The organism is Terrirhizobium terrae, assembly GCF_030323265.1.
Classification (GTDB): domain Bacteria; phylum Pseudomonadota; class Alphaproteobacteria; order Rhizobiales; family Rhizobiaceae; genus Neorhizobium.
This window is the reverse complement of the sequence record NZ_CP104992.1, coordinates 3,960,501-3,977,629: the sequence shown is the minus strand read 5'-3', so window position 1 is coordinate 3,977,629 and position 17,129 is coordinate 3,960,501. Positions and strand designations below refer to the sequence as shown.

Sequence of the window (17,129 nt, the reverse complement as noted above, 5' to 3'; positions counted from 1 at the left end):
GATTGTTCGGATTAGATGAACATAGTTTAATCCGGCGGCGACCCTTCGCCACATTGCAATCAGGCGCGTTATCTGGTCATTTACGGACATGATTTTCGATTTTTCCTGCCTGCATATTTCCTCTCTCTGGGAGCGCCTCGTGAGCGCCGTCGGCGATGTCGCCGGCAGTGCGCTCAGCCGTGTCGTGGAAGCGATCCGCACATTGTTCGAGGGTGACCCGGAGACGCGCAGGCAGGTTTCCTTCTCGGTGGCGATCATCGCGCTGTCGGCCAAGATGGCCAAGGCGGACGGAATCGTCACGGAGGCCGAGGTTCGCGCCTTCCAGCAGATCTTCGATTTTCCCGACGAGGAAGCCCGCCATGTGGCGCGGCTCTACAATCTCGCGCGCCAGGATGTCGCCGGCTACGAGGCCTATGCGACGAAGCTTGCCGGGCTCTGCGGATCCGGTGCCACGGAAAACTGCCCGATGCTCGAGAATGTCATCGACGGGCTGTTCCATATCGCCAAGGCGGATGGGCTGGTGCATGAGAAGGAACTGCTGTTCCTCGGCCGCATCGCCGAGATCTTCCATATCAGCGAGGATCACTTCCGCCGCATCATGGCGCGTCACGTCCATCTCGACGGGCGCGATCCCTATCTCGTGCTCGGCGTTTCGCCGGAGGACGATTTTGCAGCGATCCGCAAGCAGTATCGCCTGCTGGTCTCCGAGCATCATCCCGACCGCCTGATCGCCCGCGGCGTGCCGGCCTCGCTGCATGCGGCGGCCAATGAGCGGATGGCGGCACTCAACGCCGCCTATGAGGCGATCGAGAAAGAGCGCCAGGCGGCATGACCTCCGATTTCGTCGCGGACCATGCGGCAGCCTCGGTCCAGCCGTCTCCGAACCATGGAGAGCGCGTGGGGCGGATGGCGCCCGATACGATCATCCTGCACTATACCGGAATGCCGAGTGCCGATCAGGCGCTGAGCTGGCTTTGCAATCCGGAAAGCCAGGTCTCAAGCCACTATTTCATCCATGAGGACGGCCGTGTGATCCAACTCGTGCCGGAGACGCGGCGGGCCTGGCATGCGGGCAAGAGCGCCTGGGCGGGCGAAGCCGACATCAATTCCTGTTCCATCGGCATCGAGATCGCCAATCCTGGGCATCCCGGCGGGCTGCCGCCGTTTCCGAAGGTGCAAATGGATGCGGTGATCCAATTGTGTCTGGATTGCGGCCAGCGGTGGTCTATTTCGCCCGAACGGGTGCTTGGACACTCGGATGTGGCCCCCATCCGCAAGGTCGATCCGGGCGAAAATTTTGCCTGGGATATTTTGTATGCAGCCGGTGTCGGCCATTGGGTCGAGCCAACGCAGATCTCGAGCGGTCGTTTCTTCCAGATGGGCGAAAGCGGCCAGCCGGTGGAGGCTTTGCAGTCGATGCTGTCGCTCTACGGTTACGACCTTGAGATTACAGGTAATTTCTGCGAGCGCACGAAAGGCGTAGTCGAAGCATTCCAGCGCCATTTCCGCCCGGCTCTGGTGGACGGGATCGCGGATGCCTCGACAATCGACACGCTGCATCGGCTGCTCAAAGCATTGCCGAAATACAGCTAGAAGCAAGGTTCCAGGCGTTGCTTGGATACGGCAAAAGTTAGCGATTGCTGCATTGCCACATACTTTCCCCATTCTCCGGCTTTAACCAGACAGTTCGCGCAGTCACCAGTGTAGGCGGGGATTGCTTAGAAAAACGATCAGGTCGTGTGGCGCGCCGTCTTTCCGGCGACGCGTCCGATGGATGTGCGTATCTTTCATCCTCTTACCTGCCGGGACGATCCCCAATGATGACGGGACGCCCGTATCCGGAGACTGACTGAATTCATGAAAAGACTGGCTGTTGCAGCCGCTGTGGGCATTGCCATGCTCGCCGCGGGTACTGGTTTCGTGCGTGCCGAGGACGGCGGAGAAACGATCACTTACGTCAAGAAGCAGGTCCTCAAACCCTGGGAAACACGCGAGACCGACGCGATGGCTAAGACGCCGGAAGACCGGCTTGCCATTCGGCGCAGCCACTATGAGGCGCTGATCCAGAAATACGCGAATGAATACGATGTGCCGACCGAGCTTGCTCTCGCCGTCGTGCAGATCGAAAGCAGCTTCCGCCCGACCGTGAAGGGTAGCGCGGGCGAGATCGGCCTGATGCAGATCAAGCCGGCGACCGCCAAGCTGATGGGTTATGACGGCAAGGCAACCGGGCTCTACGATCCGGAAACCAACATCCGCTTCGGCATGAAATATCTCGCCGGTGCGAATGACCTCGGTGACGGCAAGATCTGTCGGACGATCCTGAAGTATAATGCGGGCCACGGTGCCAAGCGGATGAACCCTGTGTCGCAGCGCTACTGCAACAAGGTGCAGACGGTCATTGCGACGATGGATCCCCCGGCGCCGGTCGCTACAGCGTCGATCGCCACCGTCTCGCTGGTCTATGATCGGAACTTTCCGCTGCTTTACTGACCTCCTGCCTCTGGTGTTTTGATTCCGGAAACGGCTACAAGTGCTTATCACCACAAAGCATTCAGCCGTCGGAATCAGAGGGGCAGGGCATGGCGCAGCGGTTCAAGTATATCGTCGTCGGGCGGGGCATGATGGGGGCGGCGGCAGCCCGCCACCTTTCGCAATGGGCCGATGGCGTGGCGCTGATCGGGCCTGATGAGCCGGCCGATCCCGTGAGCCACAAGGGTGTGTTCGGCAGCCACTACGATGAAGCGCGCATCACGCGAACCATCGATCCGAACGAGGTCTGGGCGCGTCTCGCCAATCGGTCGATTGCCCGCTACGGCGAGATCGAAGCACAAAGCGGCGTGAAATTCTATCATCCCGTCGGTTGCCTGATGGTCGGGCCGGCGCGCAGTACCGGCCATTCCTATCTGATCGGGACCTGCAACGCCGCTGCCGAACTCGGTGTCGATATCGAGATGCTGGATGATCGCCAGCTGGCCGACAGGTTTCCCTACTTCGGTTTCGAGCCGGGATGTGAAGGCGTCTATCAGGCGAGCGATGCCGGCTACGTCAATCCGCGCGCGCTGGTCGCCGCCCAATCCGTCATCGCTGAAAAACAGGGTGTCAGCCGGATCGGCGAAGTCGTCGTCTCGGTGCGCGAAGGGCAGGGCGGGGCTGTGGTGACCACGGCCGAAGGCAATGTCTACGAGGCGGACCGCGTGCTTTTGGCCGCCGGCGGGTTCTCGACGGCGGAAGGCCTGCTGCCGCGCCGGGTGGAGATGTCCGTCTATGCGCGGACCGTCACCTTCTTCCACATTCCGGATGAGGAACTTGAAAAGTTCTCCGGCATGCCGTCGCTGATCTACGAACCCCGTGATCCGAGCAACCACATCTATCTGTTGCCGCCGGTGCGCTATCCGGACGGCAAGGTCTATCTGAAGATCGGTGGCGACAATAGCGACAAGCTCGTCACGTCCGAAGAGGAGATGCGGGCCTGGTTCCGGTCGGGCGGCCGCGAGACGGTGCGCGATCATCATGCCGGGATCATCGAGACGCTGGTTCCGGGCATCGACCGCAGCCGGATCTCGACCGGCGCCTGTGTCGTCTCCAAGACCGAGACGGGTTACCCGTCCATCGCCTTTACCGATTCTCCGAATATCGCAGTGCTGACCGGCGGATGCGGTACTGCCGCCAAGAGCTCTGACGAGATCGGGCGGCTTGGCGCGGAACTGATCTTCCACGGAGAAATCCAGGACGAGGCCTATAACGTTCCGTTCTCGGCGCGCTTTGCCTGAGGATCGCGCGGCGGATTCTTTGCTGTGGCCTTTGCCGATCAAACCGTCTATGCAGCCGATGCCAGTTGGCCGGGCAGCCGCGCTTTACCAATGCCGAAAGGCGGTAGGGTGAGGAAAGTCCGGGCTCCACGGAAACACGGTGCCGGATAACGTCCGGCGAGGGCGACCTCAGGGAAAGTGCCACAGAAAGCAAACCGCCTCGCTTCACGCGGGGTAAGGGTGAAAGGGTGGGGTAAGAGCCCACCGCGCTTCTGGTGACAGCGGCGGCAAGGTAAACCCCACCGGGAGCAAGACCGAATAGGGATGACGCGGGGCGCGCAAGCGCCTACAGCCTGTTTCTGGGCCAGTCATCCGGGTGGGTTGCGCGAGGCGATGTGCAAGCATCGTCCCAGATGAATGGCTGCCACGTTCCGGTGTTCGCATCGGGGCCATACAGAACCCGGCTTACAGGCCAACTGGCGAATCTCACTTTGATCCAATGGGGAAAGCACTCGGCAAGCGGCCGGGTGTTAACGGCCGCGTGCCGAGTGCTTTTGAAAAGAACTGCCGTGCGGCAATGGGGCCGTTGTTTCAACAGATTGAAAACAAGGCGGAAATCGCAATTCGTTGATGTCTCCGTGATGTCCCCGCGAGTGGCCTTGGTAACGCTTTGTTAAACTTAACGGGTCATAAATAAATGCTGTCTGGGATGGGCTAGCGGAGCCTGTCCCGCCGATGTCCCTGTGGTCCAATGTCGTTCCATTCTTTCGCTGCGCCTGGGCGGTCTTCCGCCTCACAATCGAATGCTTCGATCGGGCGGCGTTTTGTTCGGGTCTCTGCCGGCGATTTGGCTGGTCGGTGATCGAAGGGTCTGAGGTTTCACGGCGACAGGAATGGAGCGCGGGCCTGCGCTCCGATGGCGGCAGGAGTGCAGTATGGTGACGAAATCGGATGGTGCTGACGTCGAGGCCGAAGGCGGCCCGGTGCGCCATATTCCGGTTCTTCTGAACGAAGTCGTCCATGCGCTTCAGCCCGAGGCGGGCAAGGTCATCCTCGATGGTACCTTCGGCGCGGGCGGCTATACGTCCGCGATCCTTTCTGCGGGGGCTTCGGTGATCGCGATCGATCGCGACCCGACCGCCATTGCTGCGGGTCAGGCGCTGGTCAAGCAGCATCAGGGGCGCCTGTCGCTCGTTCATTCACGTTTTTCGCAGCTTGCTGAATTTGCGCCCGAGGGCGGGCTCGATGGCGTCGTGCTCGATATCGGTGTTTCCTCTATGCAGATCGATGAGGCGGAGCGCGGTTTCTCCTTCCAGCGCAACGGCCCCCTCGACATGCGCATGTCGGCCGATGGTGTTTCTGCGGCGGATGTCGTCAATCGCGCCAAGGTCGGTGATCTGATCCGCATCTTCGGTTTTCTGGGCGAGGAAAAGCATGCCGGCCGTATCGCGCGCGCCATCGAGAAGCGCCGCGCCAGTGAGCCGTTCAAGACAACCCGCGATCTCGTCAATCTGATCGAGACGGTCAATCCGCGCCGCGCCAAGGACAAGATCCATCCGTCGACCCGCGTCTTCCAGGCGCTGCGCATCTTCGTCAATGACGAGCTGGGCGAGCTTGCCCGTGCGCTGTTTGCGGCTGAGCGGTCGCTGAAGCCCGGGGGCGTCTTGTCGTCGTCACTTTCCATTCGCTGGAAGACCGGATCGTCAAGCAGTTCTTCTCCGACCGTTCGGGCAAGGCATCCGGCTCTCGGCACATGCCGGCCGTCGATGTTCGCCCCGCGGTTTTCGATTTTCCGGGCAAGCAGATGGTGGCCGCCAGCGAGGCCGAGGCGGAGATCAATCCGCGCGCCCGTTCGGCAAAGCTTCGCATGGGCGTTCGTACCACCGCTGCCCCCGGTGCCGCAGACCTTTCGATCTTCGCGCTGCCCGATCTGGCCAGCCTCGCGACCATGGGAGCCTGAGATGCTGAGGAGTTTCGATCTCGTGCTGATCGGCGTGATGACCGCGATGGCGGTCGTCACCTACAGCATCAAGCATCGTGCCGACGAGAAGCTGACCGAAGTCCGCCGCCTGGAATCGGAGATCAAGCTGGAGCGCGACACGATCGACCTGCTGCGGGCCGACTGGGCGCTTCTGACCCAGCCCAATCGTCTGCAGCCGCTTTCCAAGGTCTATGACGCCGAGCTCGGTCTCATCCCGACCGACCCGACGCAGCTCGCAATGCCGAAGGAACTGCCGATGCTGAAATCGCAGCTGCCGCAGCCGGAAACGACGATCGAAGACATCATTGCCGGCAAGTCGGGCGAAGTGGCTGCGGCGCTGAAGGGCGTCGAAGCCGCCAAGGCCACTCCGGCGCCGAAAATTCCCCTGCCGCTGCCGCGCGGCTGGTCTCCCGACGCAATCTCCACTGGTTCGGTGAATCGCTAATGACTTTTCTTTCTCGGATAATGGTGGTCAAGCGCAGGGCGCATTTCTCCTCCGACCGCAAGGGCAGGGCGATCGTCCCGGGCGCTGCGTTTGAAGGCACCCGCAAGCGGAAATCCTCCCAGGCGCGCAACCGCGTCGGTCTGCTGATCGCGGGCTTTACGGTTTTCTACTGCGTGATCGGCGGCCGTATGGTGCAATACGGGATGGCGATGCCGGAGACGACATCGAGCATTCTGCCCGCCGACCGGCTGATGGCGTCGCGCCCCGATATCGTCGACCGCAATGGCGAATTGCTGGCGACCGACATCCGCACCGTCTCGCTGTTTGCCGAGCCGCACAAGATCGTCGATGCCGACGAGGTGGTCGAGAAACTCTCGACCGTGCTGACGGACCTCGACATCCGCTCCACCTATTCCAGGCTCAAGTCCAATTCGCGTTTCCAGTGGCTGCGTCGTCAGCTGACGCCGAAGCAGCAGAGCCAGATCCTGGCGCTCGGCATTCCCGGCATCGGTTTCCGACCGGAAAAGCGCCGCTTCTATCCGGGTGGTCGGACCGCTGCGCATATCATCGGCTACGTGAATATCGACAACCGCGGTGTTGCCGGCATGGAGCGCTATATCGACACGCAGGGGCTTGCGGACCTCGCAGCCGTCGGCATGACGTCGAACCAGCCGCTCGAGCCGGTGAAGCTGTCCATCGACCTTCGCGTGCAGGCGATCGTTCACGATGTCGTTGCCTCGTCGATCGGTAAATACAATTCGATCGGCGCGGGTGCTGCCGTCATCGACGTGCGCACCGGCGAAATCCTCGGGCTGGCTTCGGCGCCGGATTTCGATCCGAACGACCCTAACGGTGTGGATGCCGAAAAGGGCTGGATGAACCGCATGACGAACAGCACATTCGAAATGGGCTCCACCTTCAAGTCCTTCACCATCGCCATGGGTCTTAACGAAAACAAGATCAACCTGTCCTCAAGTATCGATGCGCGCTTTCCAATCCGCATGGGCGGGTTCACGGTCAAGGACTTTCATGGCAAGGGCCGGTTCCTGAGCGTTCCTGAAGTCTTCCAGTATTCCTCTAACATCGGTACTGCAAAGATCGCAGATATGGTGGGGATACCGGGGCACAAGGAATTCCTGACCAAGCTCGGCCTGCTCACGAAAATGAAGACCGAGCTTCCGGAAATCGCGCAACCGAGCCAGCCGCGTGAGTGGAAGAAGATCAACCAGGTGACGATCTCCTTTGGTCACGGTGTGGCAACCACGCCGTTGCAGACCGCTGTTGCGGGTGCTGCGCTGATGAACGGCGGCAAGCTGATTGAGCCGACCTTCCTGCCGAGAACGAAAGAGCAGGCCGACCTCGTCGCGACGCAGGTACTAACGGCGACCGCCAGCCGCGACATGCGCTATCTGTTCGAATGGAACGGTGCCAATGGTTCGGGTCGCAACGCGCGCGTCGCCGGCTTCGACGTCGGTGGCAAGACGGGTACGGCGGACAAGATCGTCAACGGACGCTATGTTCACGACAAGAACTTCAACGCGTTCCTGTCCGCATTCCCGATGGGCGACCCGCAATATGTGGTGTTGAGCTTCAGCGACGAGCCGAAGACCGACAAGGGCAATGGCGCGGCACTGGCTGCGACATCGGCCGCGCCGATGGTCAAGGAGATCATCAGCCGGGCAGCCCCCATTCTCGGTGTAAAGCCGAAATTCGGCAATGACGGTTCTGCCCTGCTTGTGTCTTATTGAGCGATAACAACTCGGGCAACGATTCGTGATCGTTGCCCGATAAATGGAATACACCCTATGAAGCTGCGTGATCTTGCCGGTCCGGACTTTCCGGAAGTGAATGATGTTCTTGCGGGTCCCGTCGGCGACCTGGAGATCACGGGGCTTTCCTCGGACAGCCGCAAGATCAAGCCGGGCATGCTGTTTGCCGCACTTTCCGGGTCAAAGGCCGACGGGCTCAGCTTTATCGGCGATGCTGCAGCCAAGGGCGCGGTGGTGGCGATTACCGCCGACCCGGTAAAGGCTGGTATTCCGGTTCTGCCCGTATCCAATCCACGGCGTTTCGTTGCCATTGCCGCCGCCCGCTTTTTCGGCCGGCAGCCGGAGACCATGGTGGCGGTGACCGGCACGGCCGGCAAGACCTCGGTCGCGTCGTTCACCCGTCAGATCTGGGCCAAGGCGGGGCTGAATGCGGCGCAGATCGGCACGACGGGCGTCGTGTCTCCGACGCGCAACGATTACGGTTCGCTGACCACGCCTGATCCGGTCGACCTGCAGCAGCTGCTCGCCGAGCTTGCCGACGAGGGCGTCACCCATGCGGCGATGGAGGCGTCGAGCCACGGTCTCGACCAGTCGCGTCTCGACGGCGTGAAGCTTTCGGCCGCTGCCTTTACCAATCTCGGCCGCGATCATATGGACTACCACCCGACGATCGAAGACTACATGGCCGCCAAGATGCGGCTGTTCGATACGCTGATGCCGAAGGGCGCACCGGCAACTATCTTCGCCGACGATGCGTGGTCGGACGAGGCAATTCGTGTCGCGAAGGCATCCGGTCTCGATGTGCGGACTGTGGGGCGCAAGGGGGACTATCTCTGCGTCAAGCGGGTCGAGCATTTCCGCCACAAGCAGATGGCGGAAGTTCATTTCAACGGCGAGATCCACGAGATCGATATTCCGCTGGCCGGCGACTTCCAGCTGGCCAATGCGCTCGTATCAGCCGGTCTGGCGCTGTCGACCGGGGCTGAGACGAAGGCCGTGTTCAAGGCGCTGGAGACCCTGACGGGCGCTTCGGGGCGTCTCGAACTCGTCGGCCATACGAAGGATGGCGCGCTCGCCTATGTCGACTATGCCCATAAGCCGGATGCCTTGGAAAAGGTGCTGACGGCGGTCAGGCCGTTCACCAGCGGCCGCGTCATGGTCGTGTTCGGCTGCGGCGGCGACCGCGACAAGGGCAAGCGGCCGATCATGGGCGAGATCGCCACGCGGCTGGCCGACGTCGTTGTCGTGACCGACGACAATCCGCGCTCGGAAGTGCCGGAGGCGATCCGTTCGGAAATCATGGCTGCGGCGCCGGGGGCGATTGAGATCGGGGACAGGGCCAAGGCCATCAGGCATGCAGTCGGCATGCTGGCGTCGGGGGATACGCTGATCGTTGCCGGCAAGGGACATGAGGAAGGCCAGACGGTCGGGACGACCGTGCTGCCGTTCTCGGACCATGTGGAACTGCGCAAGGCGCTGGAGGAGCGGGTATCTTGAGCATTCTTTGGACATCTGAGGAAATGACGGCCGTCATGGACGGTCGTCCGGTCGGGGCACTGCCGGAAGGCATTACCGGCATTTCGATCGACAGCCGTTCCATCGGTGCGGGCGAGGCGTTCTTCGCCATCAAGGGTGACCGTGTCGACGGGCATGACTATGCGAGCATCGCAGTCGCCAACGGTGCGGCGCTGATCGTCGTTGCCGAAGGAAAGCTGCCGGCGATGGGACGGCTGACCGTGCCGATGATCGTGGTCGAGGATGTGCTCGTGGCTCTCGGCAAGCTGGCGGTGGCTGCTCGCGCGCGCAGCAACGCCCGGATCGTTGCGGTGACCGGATCGGTTGGCAAGACGACGACGAAGGAAATGCTGCGCCAGGTGCTGGCGCCTTCAGGCAAGGTGCATGCCGCCGTTGCCTCGTTCAACAATCACTGGGGCGTGCCGCTGACGCTTGCGCGCATGCCGGCGGATGTCGATTACGGCGTGTTCGAGATCGGCATGAATCATGCCGGAGAGATCACGCCGCTCGTTCAGATGGTGCAGCCGCATGTGGCGATCATCACCACGATTGCCGCCGCCCATCTCGGTCATTTCAAGGACCTGGAAGAGATCGCCGCCGCCAAGGCCGAGATTTTCGATGGTCTCGTCGAGGGCGGTGCCGCGATCCTCAACCGTGACATCAAGCAGTTCGAGTTTCTGGAAGAACGCGCGCAGGAAGCGGGTGTCAAAAAAATCTACACGTTCGGCCAGCACGCCAAGGCGGATTTCCGGCTTGCGGATTTCGAGGGTGACGCGGAGAGCTCGACCATCTGGGCGGTTCTCAACGGCGAGACCCGCGAAGTCAGGATCGGGTCGCCCGGCCGCCATATCGCGGAGAACGCCATGGCAGCGCTCGGGACATGCCTGCTGGTCGGTGCCAATATGGATCTCGCCGCCGAGGCGCTTTCCGGATTGAAGCCGGTCAAGGGCAGGGGCGAGCGCCATCGTCTGGGCATCGGCGAGGGCCACCTGACCCTGATCGACGAAAGCTACAATGCCAACCCGGCCTCGATGCGTGCCGCTATTGCACTGCTTGCCTCGGCCACACCGGAACTAACTGGACGGCGGATCGCCGTGCTCGGCGACATGCTGGAAATGGGCGAGTTTTCTGCCGAGGTGCATGAGGAGCTGGCCGGCGCACTGCTGGCAGCGGGCATCGAGCATGTCTGGCTTGCCGGCGCGGAAATGGCCGTGCTGCGGGATGCTTTGCCCGACAGCGTGCAGGTCGAGTATCGCGAACAGACCGCGGAACTGGTCGACTATGCCGTCCGCTCAGTGAAGCCCGGCGATGTGGTGATGGTGAAATCGTCCCTCGGTCTCGGCTTCGGCAAGATCGTAGCGGCCCTGCTTGACAACTATCCGGCATTCTCCGACACGGACCACCAACTTTGAATTTTAGAAGCGGCTTCGGGAAAGGGCCTTCATGCTGATCTGGCTTGTCGAACTATCGGACGAATTGCAATTCTTCAATTTGTTCCGGTACATCACCTTTCGGACCGGCGCCGCCCTGTTCACCTCCGCCCTGATCGTCTTCCTCTTCGGTCCCAGGATGATCGATCTCGCTGCGTGTGCGTCAGGGCAAGGGTCAGCCGATCCGCGCAGACGGGCCGCAGACCCATTTCAAGAAGGCCGGTACGCCGACCATGGGCGGGTTGATGATCCTCGCCGGCATCGTCGGCGGCTCGCTGCTCTGGGCCGACCTTTCCAACGTCTACGTCGTGGCGACGCTGCTGGTGACGCTCGGTTTCGGTGCGATCGGCTTCTATGACGACTATCTCAAGGTGACGAAACAGTCCGACAAAGGCTTTTCCGGCAAGGCGCGTCTCGGCATCGAGTTCGTCATTGCCGGCATTGCAGTCTTCTTCATGATGCGCATGGCCATGCATGCGCAGACGTCCAATCCGGCGCTCGCGACCTCGATTGCCTTTCCCTTCGTCAAGGAATTCGTCGTCAATATCGGCTTCTTCTTCATCTTGTTCGGCGGTTTCGTCATCGTCGCGGCCGGCAATGCGGTGAACCTGACGGATGGTCTCGATGGTCTCGCCATCGTGCCGGTAATGATCGCGGCCGCCTCCTTCGGCATCATCGCCTATCTCGCCGGCAACGCCGTCTTTGCCAATTACCTGCAGATCAATTTCGTGCCCGGCACCGGTGAACTTGCCGTCATTCTGGGTGCCGTGATCGGGGCAGGCCTCGGCTTCCTCTGGTTCAACGCGCCGCCGGCGGCAATCTTCATGGGCGATACGGGGTCTCTGGCGCTCGGCGGCCTGATCGGTTCGGTTGCCGTTGCCACCAAGCACGAGATCGTCATGGCGATCATCGGCGGCCTGTTCGTCATGGAAACGCTGTCGGTGATCATCCAGGTCGGTTTCTTCAAGATGACCGGCAAGCGGGTGTTCCTGATGGCGCCGATCCACCATCATTTCGAAAAGCTCGGGTGGAGCGAAAGCCAGGTCGTGGTCCGCTTCTGGATCATCGCCGTCGGCCTTGCCATGCTCGGCCTTTCGACGCTCAAGCTGCGGTAGGAACGCGATGATCCCGGTCACGACCTTCAAGGGAAAAGATGTCGCGCTGTTCGGCCTCGGCGGCTCGGGGCTGGCGACCGCGCAGGCGCTGGTCGCCGGTGGCGCGAACGTTACCGCCTGGGACGACAATCCCGACAGCGTGACCAAGGCATCCGAGGCCGGCGTTACCGTTTCCGACCTGCGCTCGATCGACTGGTCGAAACAGGCCGCCTTCGTTCTTTCCCCGGCGTGCCGCTGACCCATCCGAAGCCGCACTGGACAGTCGATCTGGCCAAGGCTGCCGGTGTCGAGATCATCGGCGATGTCGAGCTTTTCGTGCGCGAGCGCCGCGCCCATGCGCCCGATTGCCCGTTCATCGCGATCACCGGCACCAATGGCAAGTCGACGACGACGGCGCTGATCGCTCATATCCTGCGCGAAAGCGGCCGGGATACCCAGCTTGGCGGTAATATCGGCACGGCGGTGCTGACGCTCGACGAGCCGAAAGATGGACGCTTCTATGTCGTCGAATGCTCGTCCTACCAGATCGATCTGGCACCGACGCTCAATCCAACGGCCGGCATCCTGCTCAACCTGACGCCCGATCATCTCGATCGTCACGGCACGATGCAGCATTATGCCGATATCAAGGAACGGCTGGTCGCCGGCAGCCGCACGGCCGTCATCGGCATCGACGACAGCTATTGTGCCCTGATCGCCGACCGCGTCGAGCGGGCCGGCGTGACGGTCGAGAGAATTTCGAAGCGCAGCCCCGTCGCCAATGGCATCTATGCGGATGGCATGAAGCTGATGCGGGCAAGCGTCGGCGCAGCGAGCGAGATCGCCGATCTCGACGGTATCCAGACGCTGAAGGGCGCTCATAATGCGCAGAACGCTGCGGCGGCCGTTGCGGCCTGCCTGGCGGTCGGGCTTGCCGCCGATGAAATCCGTTCCGGCCTGAAATCCTTCCCGGGGCTGAAGCATCGCATGCAACCCGTTGGACGCCGCAGTCAGGTGGTGTTCGTCAACGATTCCAAGGCCACCAATGCAGAGGCTGCGGCTCCCGCACTTTCGAGCTATGAGCGGATCTACTGGATCGCCGGCGGTCTTCCCAAGGAAGGCGGCATCGCAAGCCTCGCACCACTTTTCCCGCGTATCGTCAAAGCCTATCTGATTGGAGAGGCCGCGCCGGCATTTGCGGCCACCCTTGGCGATGGTGTGCGATACGAGATCTCAGGGACCCTGGATCAGGCCGTCGCCCACGCTGCCGCAGACGCCGAAAGCGATGCAGTCGCATCGGCCGTTATGCTTTCGCCGGCATGTGCAAGCTTCGATCAGTTCAAGAATTTCGAGGTCCGCGGGGATGCCTTCGTGCAGCTCGTGGCCGGCTTGCAGGACGTGACGATGCTGGTCGAGACCGGAAAGAGGAGCTAAACGATGGTAAGCCGCGCAGACCGAGGGCCGCTCGCAGACTGGTTCTGGACGATTGACCGCTTCTTCCTTGCGGCCTTTATCCTCTTGATGGGGATCGGCTTCATGCTGTCCTTTGCCGCGTCTCCCGCGGTGGCGGAACGCATCGGCCTCAACAGCTTCCACTTCGTCGAGCGCCACGCGATGTTCATCATCCCGTCGCTCGTCGTGATGATCGGCTTGTCCTTCCTGACGCCGCGGCAGGTGCGCCGGACCGCGATCATCCTTCTCGCCGTCTCGCTGGCGATGATGGTCCTGGCGCTGTTTATCGGCGTCGAGGTGAAGGGTGCACGGCGCTGGATCGGCGTCGGCGCCTTCTCCATCCAACCGTCCGAATTCATGAAGCCGGCCTTCGTGGTCGTCTGCGCCTGGCTGTTCTCCGAACATGCGCGCCAGCCGGAAATTCCCGGCAATCTCTTCGCCATCATCCTGTTCGGCATCGTGGCGGCATTGCTCGTCGCCCAGCCCGACCTTGGCCAGACCATTCTCACCAGCGTCGTCTGGGGCGGCATGTTCTTCATGGCCGGCATGCCGTGGCTGTGGATCGTGCTGCTCGGCGGTTTTGGCGCGGGCGGCCTTGTGGCGGCCTATTACATGCTGCCGCACGTCACGGCACGCTTCGACAAGTTTTTGACCGGTGAGGGTGACCGTTTCCAGATCGAGACTGCCCATGAGGCGATCGTGCGCGGCGGCTGGTTCGGCCAGGGGCCGGGCGAGGGCATGGTGAAGCGCATCCTGCCGGACAGCCATACCGATTTCATCTTCTCGGTTGCAGCGGAAGAATTCGGCATCATATTCTGCATGGCGCTAGTACTGATCTTCGCCTTCATCGTGCTTCGCGGACTCAACCACGCCTTCAAGGAGCGCAACGACTTCAACCGTTTTGCCGTCGCGGGCCTCGTCCTGCAGATCGGCATACAGTCGATGATCAATATCGGCGTCAATCTCGAACTGATGCCCGCCAAGGGCATGACGCTACCGCTGATTTCCTATGGTGGTTCATCACAGATCGCGATCTGCATCACGGCCGGATTCATCCTGGCGCTGACCCGCCACCGGCCCGAAAAGCGGGCACAGGAGCGCAGCCTGTTCCGGCACGCCCATGGTGTTCCGGCGGAGTAAGATGGAATGAGCAAGGGTACGATCGTTCTGGCCGCCGGGGGAACCGGTGGCCATCTGTTTCCAGCCGAAGCGCTTGGCCATGAGCTGAGGCGCCGCGGCTTTTCCGTGCATCTGGTGACGGACAGCCGGGCGGAACGGTTCGCCGGCAAGTTTCCGGCCGACGAAATCCATGTCGTGCCGTCGGCGACGTTTGCGTCGAAGAACCCGATCGCGATGGCCAAGACCGCGTGGAAGCTGTGGGTGGGGCTGCGTTCGGCGCGCCGGCTGCTGACGCGGCTTCGGCCGCTCGCCGTCGTCGGTTTCGGTGGCTACCCGACCGTGCCGCCGCTGATGGCTTCGACGGGGCTCGGCATTCCGACGCTGATCCACGAGCAGAATGCCGTGATGGGCCGCGCCAACAAGGCGCTCGCCAGGCGCGTCCAGGCGATTGCCGGCGGGTTCCTGCCGGAAGGCCGTGGCGAATATGCAGGCAAGACGGTGGTGACGGGTAATCCTGTCAGGCCGCCTGTGCTCGATGCGGCGAAGATCGCTTATGTGGCCTCGCGCGGGCAGGAGCCGTTCAAGCTCGTCGTCTTCGGCGGCAGCCAGGGGGCACAGTTCTTTTCCTCGGCTGTGCCGACGGCGCTCAGCCTTCTCGAACCCGGCCAGCGCGAACGCCTGGTCGTGACGCAGCAGGCGCGGCCGGAAGACAGGGACCGTGTCACGTCCTGCTTTGCCAAGCTGAAGTCCCCGGCCGATATCGCGCCTTTCTTCACCAACATGGCCGACAGGCTGGCGGAGGCGCATCTCGTCATCTGCCGCTCGGGTGCCTCGACGGTGAGCGAGCTTGCGGTGATCGGCCGGCCGTCGATCCTCGTGCCATACCCTTACGCGCTCGACCATGACCAGGCGGCCAATGCGGCGGCGCTGGTTGCGGAAGGCGGAGCGCAGGTGGTGCCGCAATCGGAACTTTCGCCGGAAAAACTGTCGGGAATGATCGCGGCGGCGATGAACGAGCCGGATCGGCTGGAAGCCATGGCGGCTGCCGCCAAGAAGGCCGGCAAGCCGGATGCGACGGAAAGACTGGCGGATCTCGTGACGGCGGTTGCCGAAAAGCGGCCGATCGCCGAATACAAGAAGAATAATATGAGTGGAGTTCAGGCATGAAGATGCCCAAGGCCATCGGCCTCGTACATTTCATCGGTATCGGCGGTATCGGCATGAGCGGCATTGCCGAAGTGCTGCACAATCTAGGTCATCGCGTCCAGGGTTCCGACCAGTCGGACAGCGCCAATGTGCAGCGCCTGCGCGACAAGGGCATCGAGGTTTTCGTCGGTCATCAGGCCGAGAATCTCGGTGACGCCGAAGTGGTGGTCGTCTCGACCGCGATCAAGAAGAGCAATCCGGAACTGATCGCCGCGCGTGAAAAATCGCTGCCGATCGTGCGCCGCGCCGAAATGCTGGCCGAGCTGATGCGCTTCCGCAATGCGATCGCGATCGGCGGCACGCATGGCAAGACGACGACGACGTCGATGGTCGCGACGCTTTTGAAGCCGGCAATCTCGACCCGACGGTCATCAATGGCGGCATCATCAATGCCTATGGCACTAATGCCCGCATGGGCGAGGGCGAGTGGATGGTGGTGGAGGCCGACGAATCGGACGGCACCTTCCTGAAACTGCCTGCCGAAGTGGCGGTCGTGACCAATATCGACCCGGAACATCTCGACCACTACGGCAATTTCGATGCGGTGCGGGCTGCCTTCCGGCAGTTCGTCGAGAACGTGCCGTTCTACGGTTTCGGCGTTTTATGCATCGATCATCCGGAAGTGCAGGCGTTGGTCGGCAAGATCGAGGACCGCAAGATCGTCACCTATGGGGAAAACCCACAGGCCGATGCTCGCTTTTCCAACATCCGCATGGACGGGACGAAGGCGACTTTCGACGTGGAAATCCGCCGTCGGCGCACCGGCCGCGTGTTCTCGTTCAAGGATCTGACGCTGCCGATGCCCGGCCGTCACAACATTTCCAATGCGACCGCGGCGATTGCGGTCGCCAATCGTCTGGGCATTTCCGAGGACGATATCCGCAAGGGGCTCGCGGCCTTCGGTGGCGTCAAGCGCCGCTTCACGCTGACCGGAACCTGGAACGGCGTTCAGGTGTTCGACGACTACGGACACCACCCGGTCGAGATCAAGGCGGTGCTGAGAGCTGCGCGCGAGGCCTGCAAGGGCCGCATCATCGCGGTTCATCAGCCGCATCGCTATTCGCGCCTGGCGAGCCTGTTCGAGGATTTCGCGACCTGCTTCAACGACGCGGACAGCATTATCCTTGCGCCGGTCTATGCGGCGGGCGAAGATCCGATCGAGGGCGTGAATTCCGAAGCGTTGGTTTCGCGCATCCGCGCCGGAGGTCATCGCGACGCGCGCTACATGACGACGCCTGCAGAATTGGCCCCCATCGTTTCAGGCATTGCGAAACCGGGTGATTTCGTGGTTCTTCTGGGGGCTGGCAATATCACGCAATGGGCGGCGGTCTTGCCGAAGGAATTGGAAAGCATATCGGGAACGTGA

Annotated in this window: 10 protein-coding genes, 1 other RNA gene and 4 pseudogenes; all 15 read left to right on the top strand. The window is 62.0% G+C overall.

The features are described 5' to 3' along the window. Positions 1-88 precede the first annotated feature (88 nt). Complete coding sequence (locus N7E02_RS27660) at positions 89-832, top strand: J domain-containing protein (protein WP_286581047.1); 744 nt, start codon at positions 89-91, stop codon at positions 830-832. After that, on the top strand, positions 829-1,593 hold the full coding sequence (locus N7E02_RS27655) for an N-acetylmuramoyl-L-alanine amidase (RefSeq protein ID WP_286581045.1): 765 nt from the start codon (positions 829-831) through the stop codon (positions 1,591-1,593). Before N7E02_RS27660 ends, N7E02_RS27655 begins: the two co-directional genes overlap by 4 nt. A 264-nt stretch (positions 1,594-1,857) precedes the next feature. Continuing rightward, the gene (locus tag N7E02_RS27650) at positions 1,858-2,493 is read left to right on the top strand and encodes a lytic transglycosylase domain-containing protein (protein ID WP_286581043.1); all 636 of its coding nucleotides are present in this window, start codon (positions 1,858-1,860) and stop codon (positions 2,491-2,493) included. 89 nt (positions 2,494-2,582) lie between these two features. Then, entirely contained in the window at positions 2,583-3,773 is a 1,191-nt protein-coding gene (locus N7E02_RS27645) for an FAD-dependent oxidoreductase (protein WP_286581041.1), read from the top strand. Positions 3,774-3,834: 61 nt separating this feature from the next. After that, positions 3,835-4,236, top strand: an RNA gene (rnpB, locus tag N7E02_RS27640) — RNase P RNA component class A. Between the two features lie 451 nt (positions 4,237-4,687). Continuing rightward, positions 4,688-5,712: pseudogene (gene rsmH, locus N7E02_RS27635) on the top strand (16S rRNA (cytosine(1402)-N(4))-methyltransferase RsmH). A gap of 1 nt (position 5,713) precedes the next feature. After that, positions 5,714-6,178, top strand: a complete 465-nt coding sequence (ftsL, locus tag N7E02_RS27630) for a cell division protein FtsL (RefSeq protein ID WP_286581039.1) — start codon at positions 5,714-5,716, stop codon at positions 6,176-6,178. Then, positions 6,178-7,926, top strand: a complete 1,749-nt coding sequence (locus N7E02_RS27625; RefSeq protein ID WP_286581037.1) for a peptidoglycan D,D-transpeptidase FtsI family protein — start codon at positions 6,178-6,180, stop codon at positions 7,924-7,926. The genes ftsL and N7E02_RS27625 overlap by 1 nt, the downstream gene beginning before the upstream one ends. Positions 7,927-7,983: 57 nt before the next feature. Further along, a complete protein-coding gene (locus N7E02_RS27620; protein ID WP_286581035.1) occupies positions 7,984-9,444 on the top strand; it encodes a UDP-N-acetylmuramoyl-L-alanyl-D-glutamate--2,6-diaminopimelate ligase in 1,461 nt (486 codons plus the stop codon). Then, a complete protein-coding gene (locus N7E02_RS27615; protein WP_286581033.1) occupies positions 9,441-10,874 on the top strand; it encodes a UDP-N-acetylmuramoylalanyl-D-glutamyl-2,6-diaminopimelate--D-alanyl-D-alanine ligase in 1,434 nt (477 codons plus the stop codon). The genes N7E02_RS27620 and N7E02_RS27615 overlap by 4 nt, the downstream gene beginning before the upstream one ends. A gap of 31 nt (positions 10,875-10,905) precedes the next feature. Further along, positions 10,906-12,007 (top strand): annotated as a pseudogene (mraY, locus tag N7E02_RS27610) (phospho-N-acetylmuramoyl-pentapeptide-transferase). A gap of 7 nt (positions 12,008-12,014) precedes the next feature. Beyond that, positions 12,015-13,420, top strand: a pseudogene (murD, locus tag N7E02_RS27605) (UDP-N-acetylmuramoyl-L-alanine--D-glutamate ligase). Between the two features lie 3 nt (positions 13,421-13,423). Continuing rightward, entirely contained in the window at positions 13,424-14,578 is a 1,155-nt protein-coding gene (gene ftsW / locus N7E02_RS27600; RefSeq protein WP_286581032.1) for a putative lipid II flippase FtsW, read from the top strand. Positions 14,579-14,584: 6 nt separating this feature from the next. Then, positions 14,585-15,724, top strand: coding sequence for an undecaprenyldiphospho-muramoylpentapeptide beta-N-acetylglucosaminyltransferase (murG, locus tag N7E02_RS27595; RefSeq protein ID WP_286581031.1), 1,140 nt, complete (start codon positions 14,585-14,587; stop codon positions 15,722-15,724). Next, a pseudogene (gene murC / locus N7E02_RS27590) lies at positions 15,721-17,129 on the top strand (UDP-N-acetylmuramate--L-alanine ligase). The gene murG and the pseudogene murC overlap by 4 nt, the downstream one beginning before the upstream one ends.

Bases quoted from the DNA above. Each gene is read 5' to 3' on its own strand.
- N7E02_RS27660 (WP_286581047.1), top strand. From the start codon at position 89: ATGATTTTCGATTTTTCCTGCCTGCATATTTCCTCTCTCTGGGAGCGC.
- N7E02_RS27655 (WP_286581045.1), top strand. From the start codon at position 829: ATGACCTCCGATTTCGTCGCGGACCATGCGGCAGCCTCGGTCCAGCCG.
- N7E02_RS27650 (WP_286581043.1), top strand. From the start codon at position 1,858: ATGAAAAGACTGGCTGTTGCAGCCGCTGTGGGCATTGCCATGCTCGCC.
- N7E02_RS27645 (WP_286581041.1), top strand. From the start codon at position 2,583: ATGGCGCAGCGGTTCAAGTATATCGTCGTCGGGCGGGGCATGATGGGG.
- ftsL (WP_286581039.1), top strand. From the start codon at position 5,714: ATGCTGAGGAGTTTCGATCTCGTGCTGATCGGCGTGATGACCGCGATG.
- N7E02_RS27625 (WP_286581037.1), top strand. From the start codon at position 6,178: ATGACTTTTCTTTCTCGGATAATGGTGGTCAAGCGCAGGGCGCATTTC.
- N7E02_RS27620 (WP_286581035.1), top strand. From the start codon at position 7,984: ATGAAGCTGCGTGATCTTGCCGGTCCGGACTTTCCGGAAGTGAATGAT.
- ftsW (WP_286581032.1), top strand. From the start codon at position 13,424: ATGGTAAGCCGCGCAGACCGAGGGCCGCTCGCAGACTGGTTCTGGACG.
- murG (WP_286581031.1), top strand. From the start codon at position 14,585: ATGAGCAAGGGTACGATCGTTCTGGCCGCCGGGGGAACCGGTGGCCAT.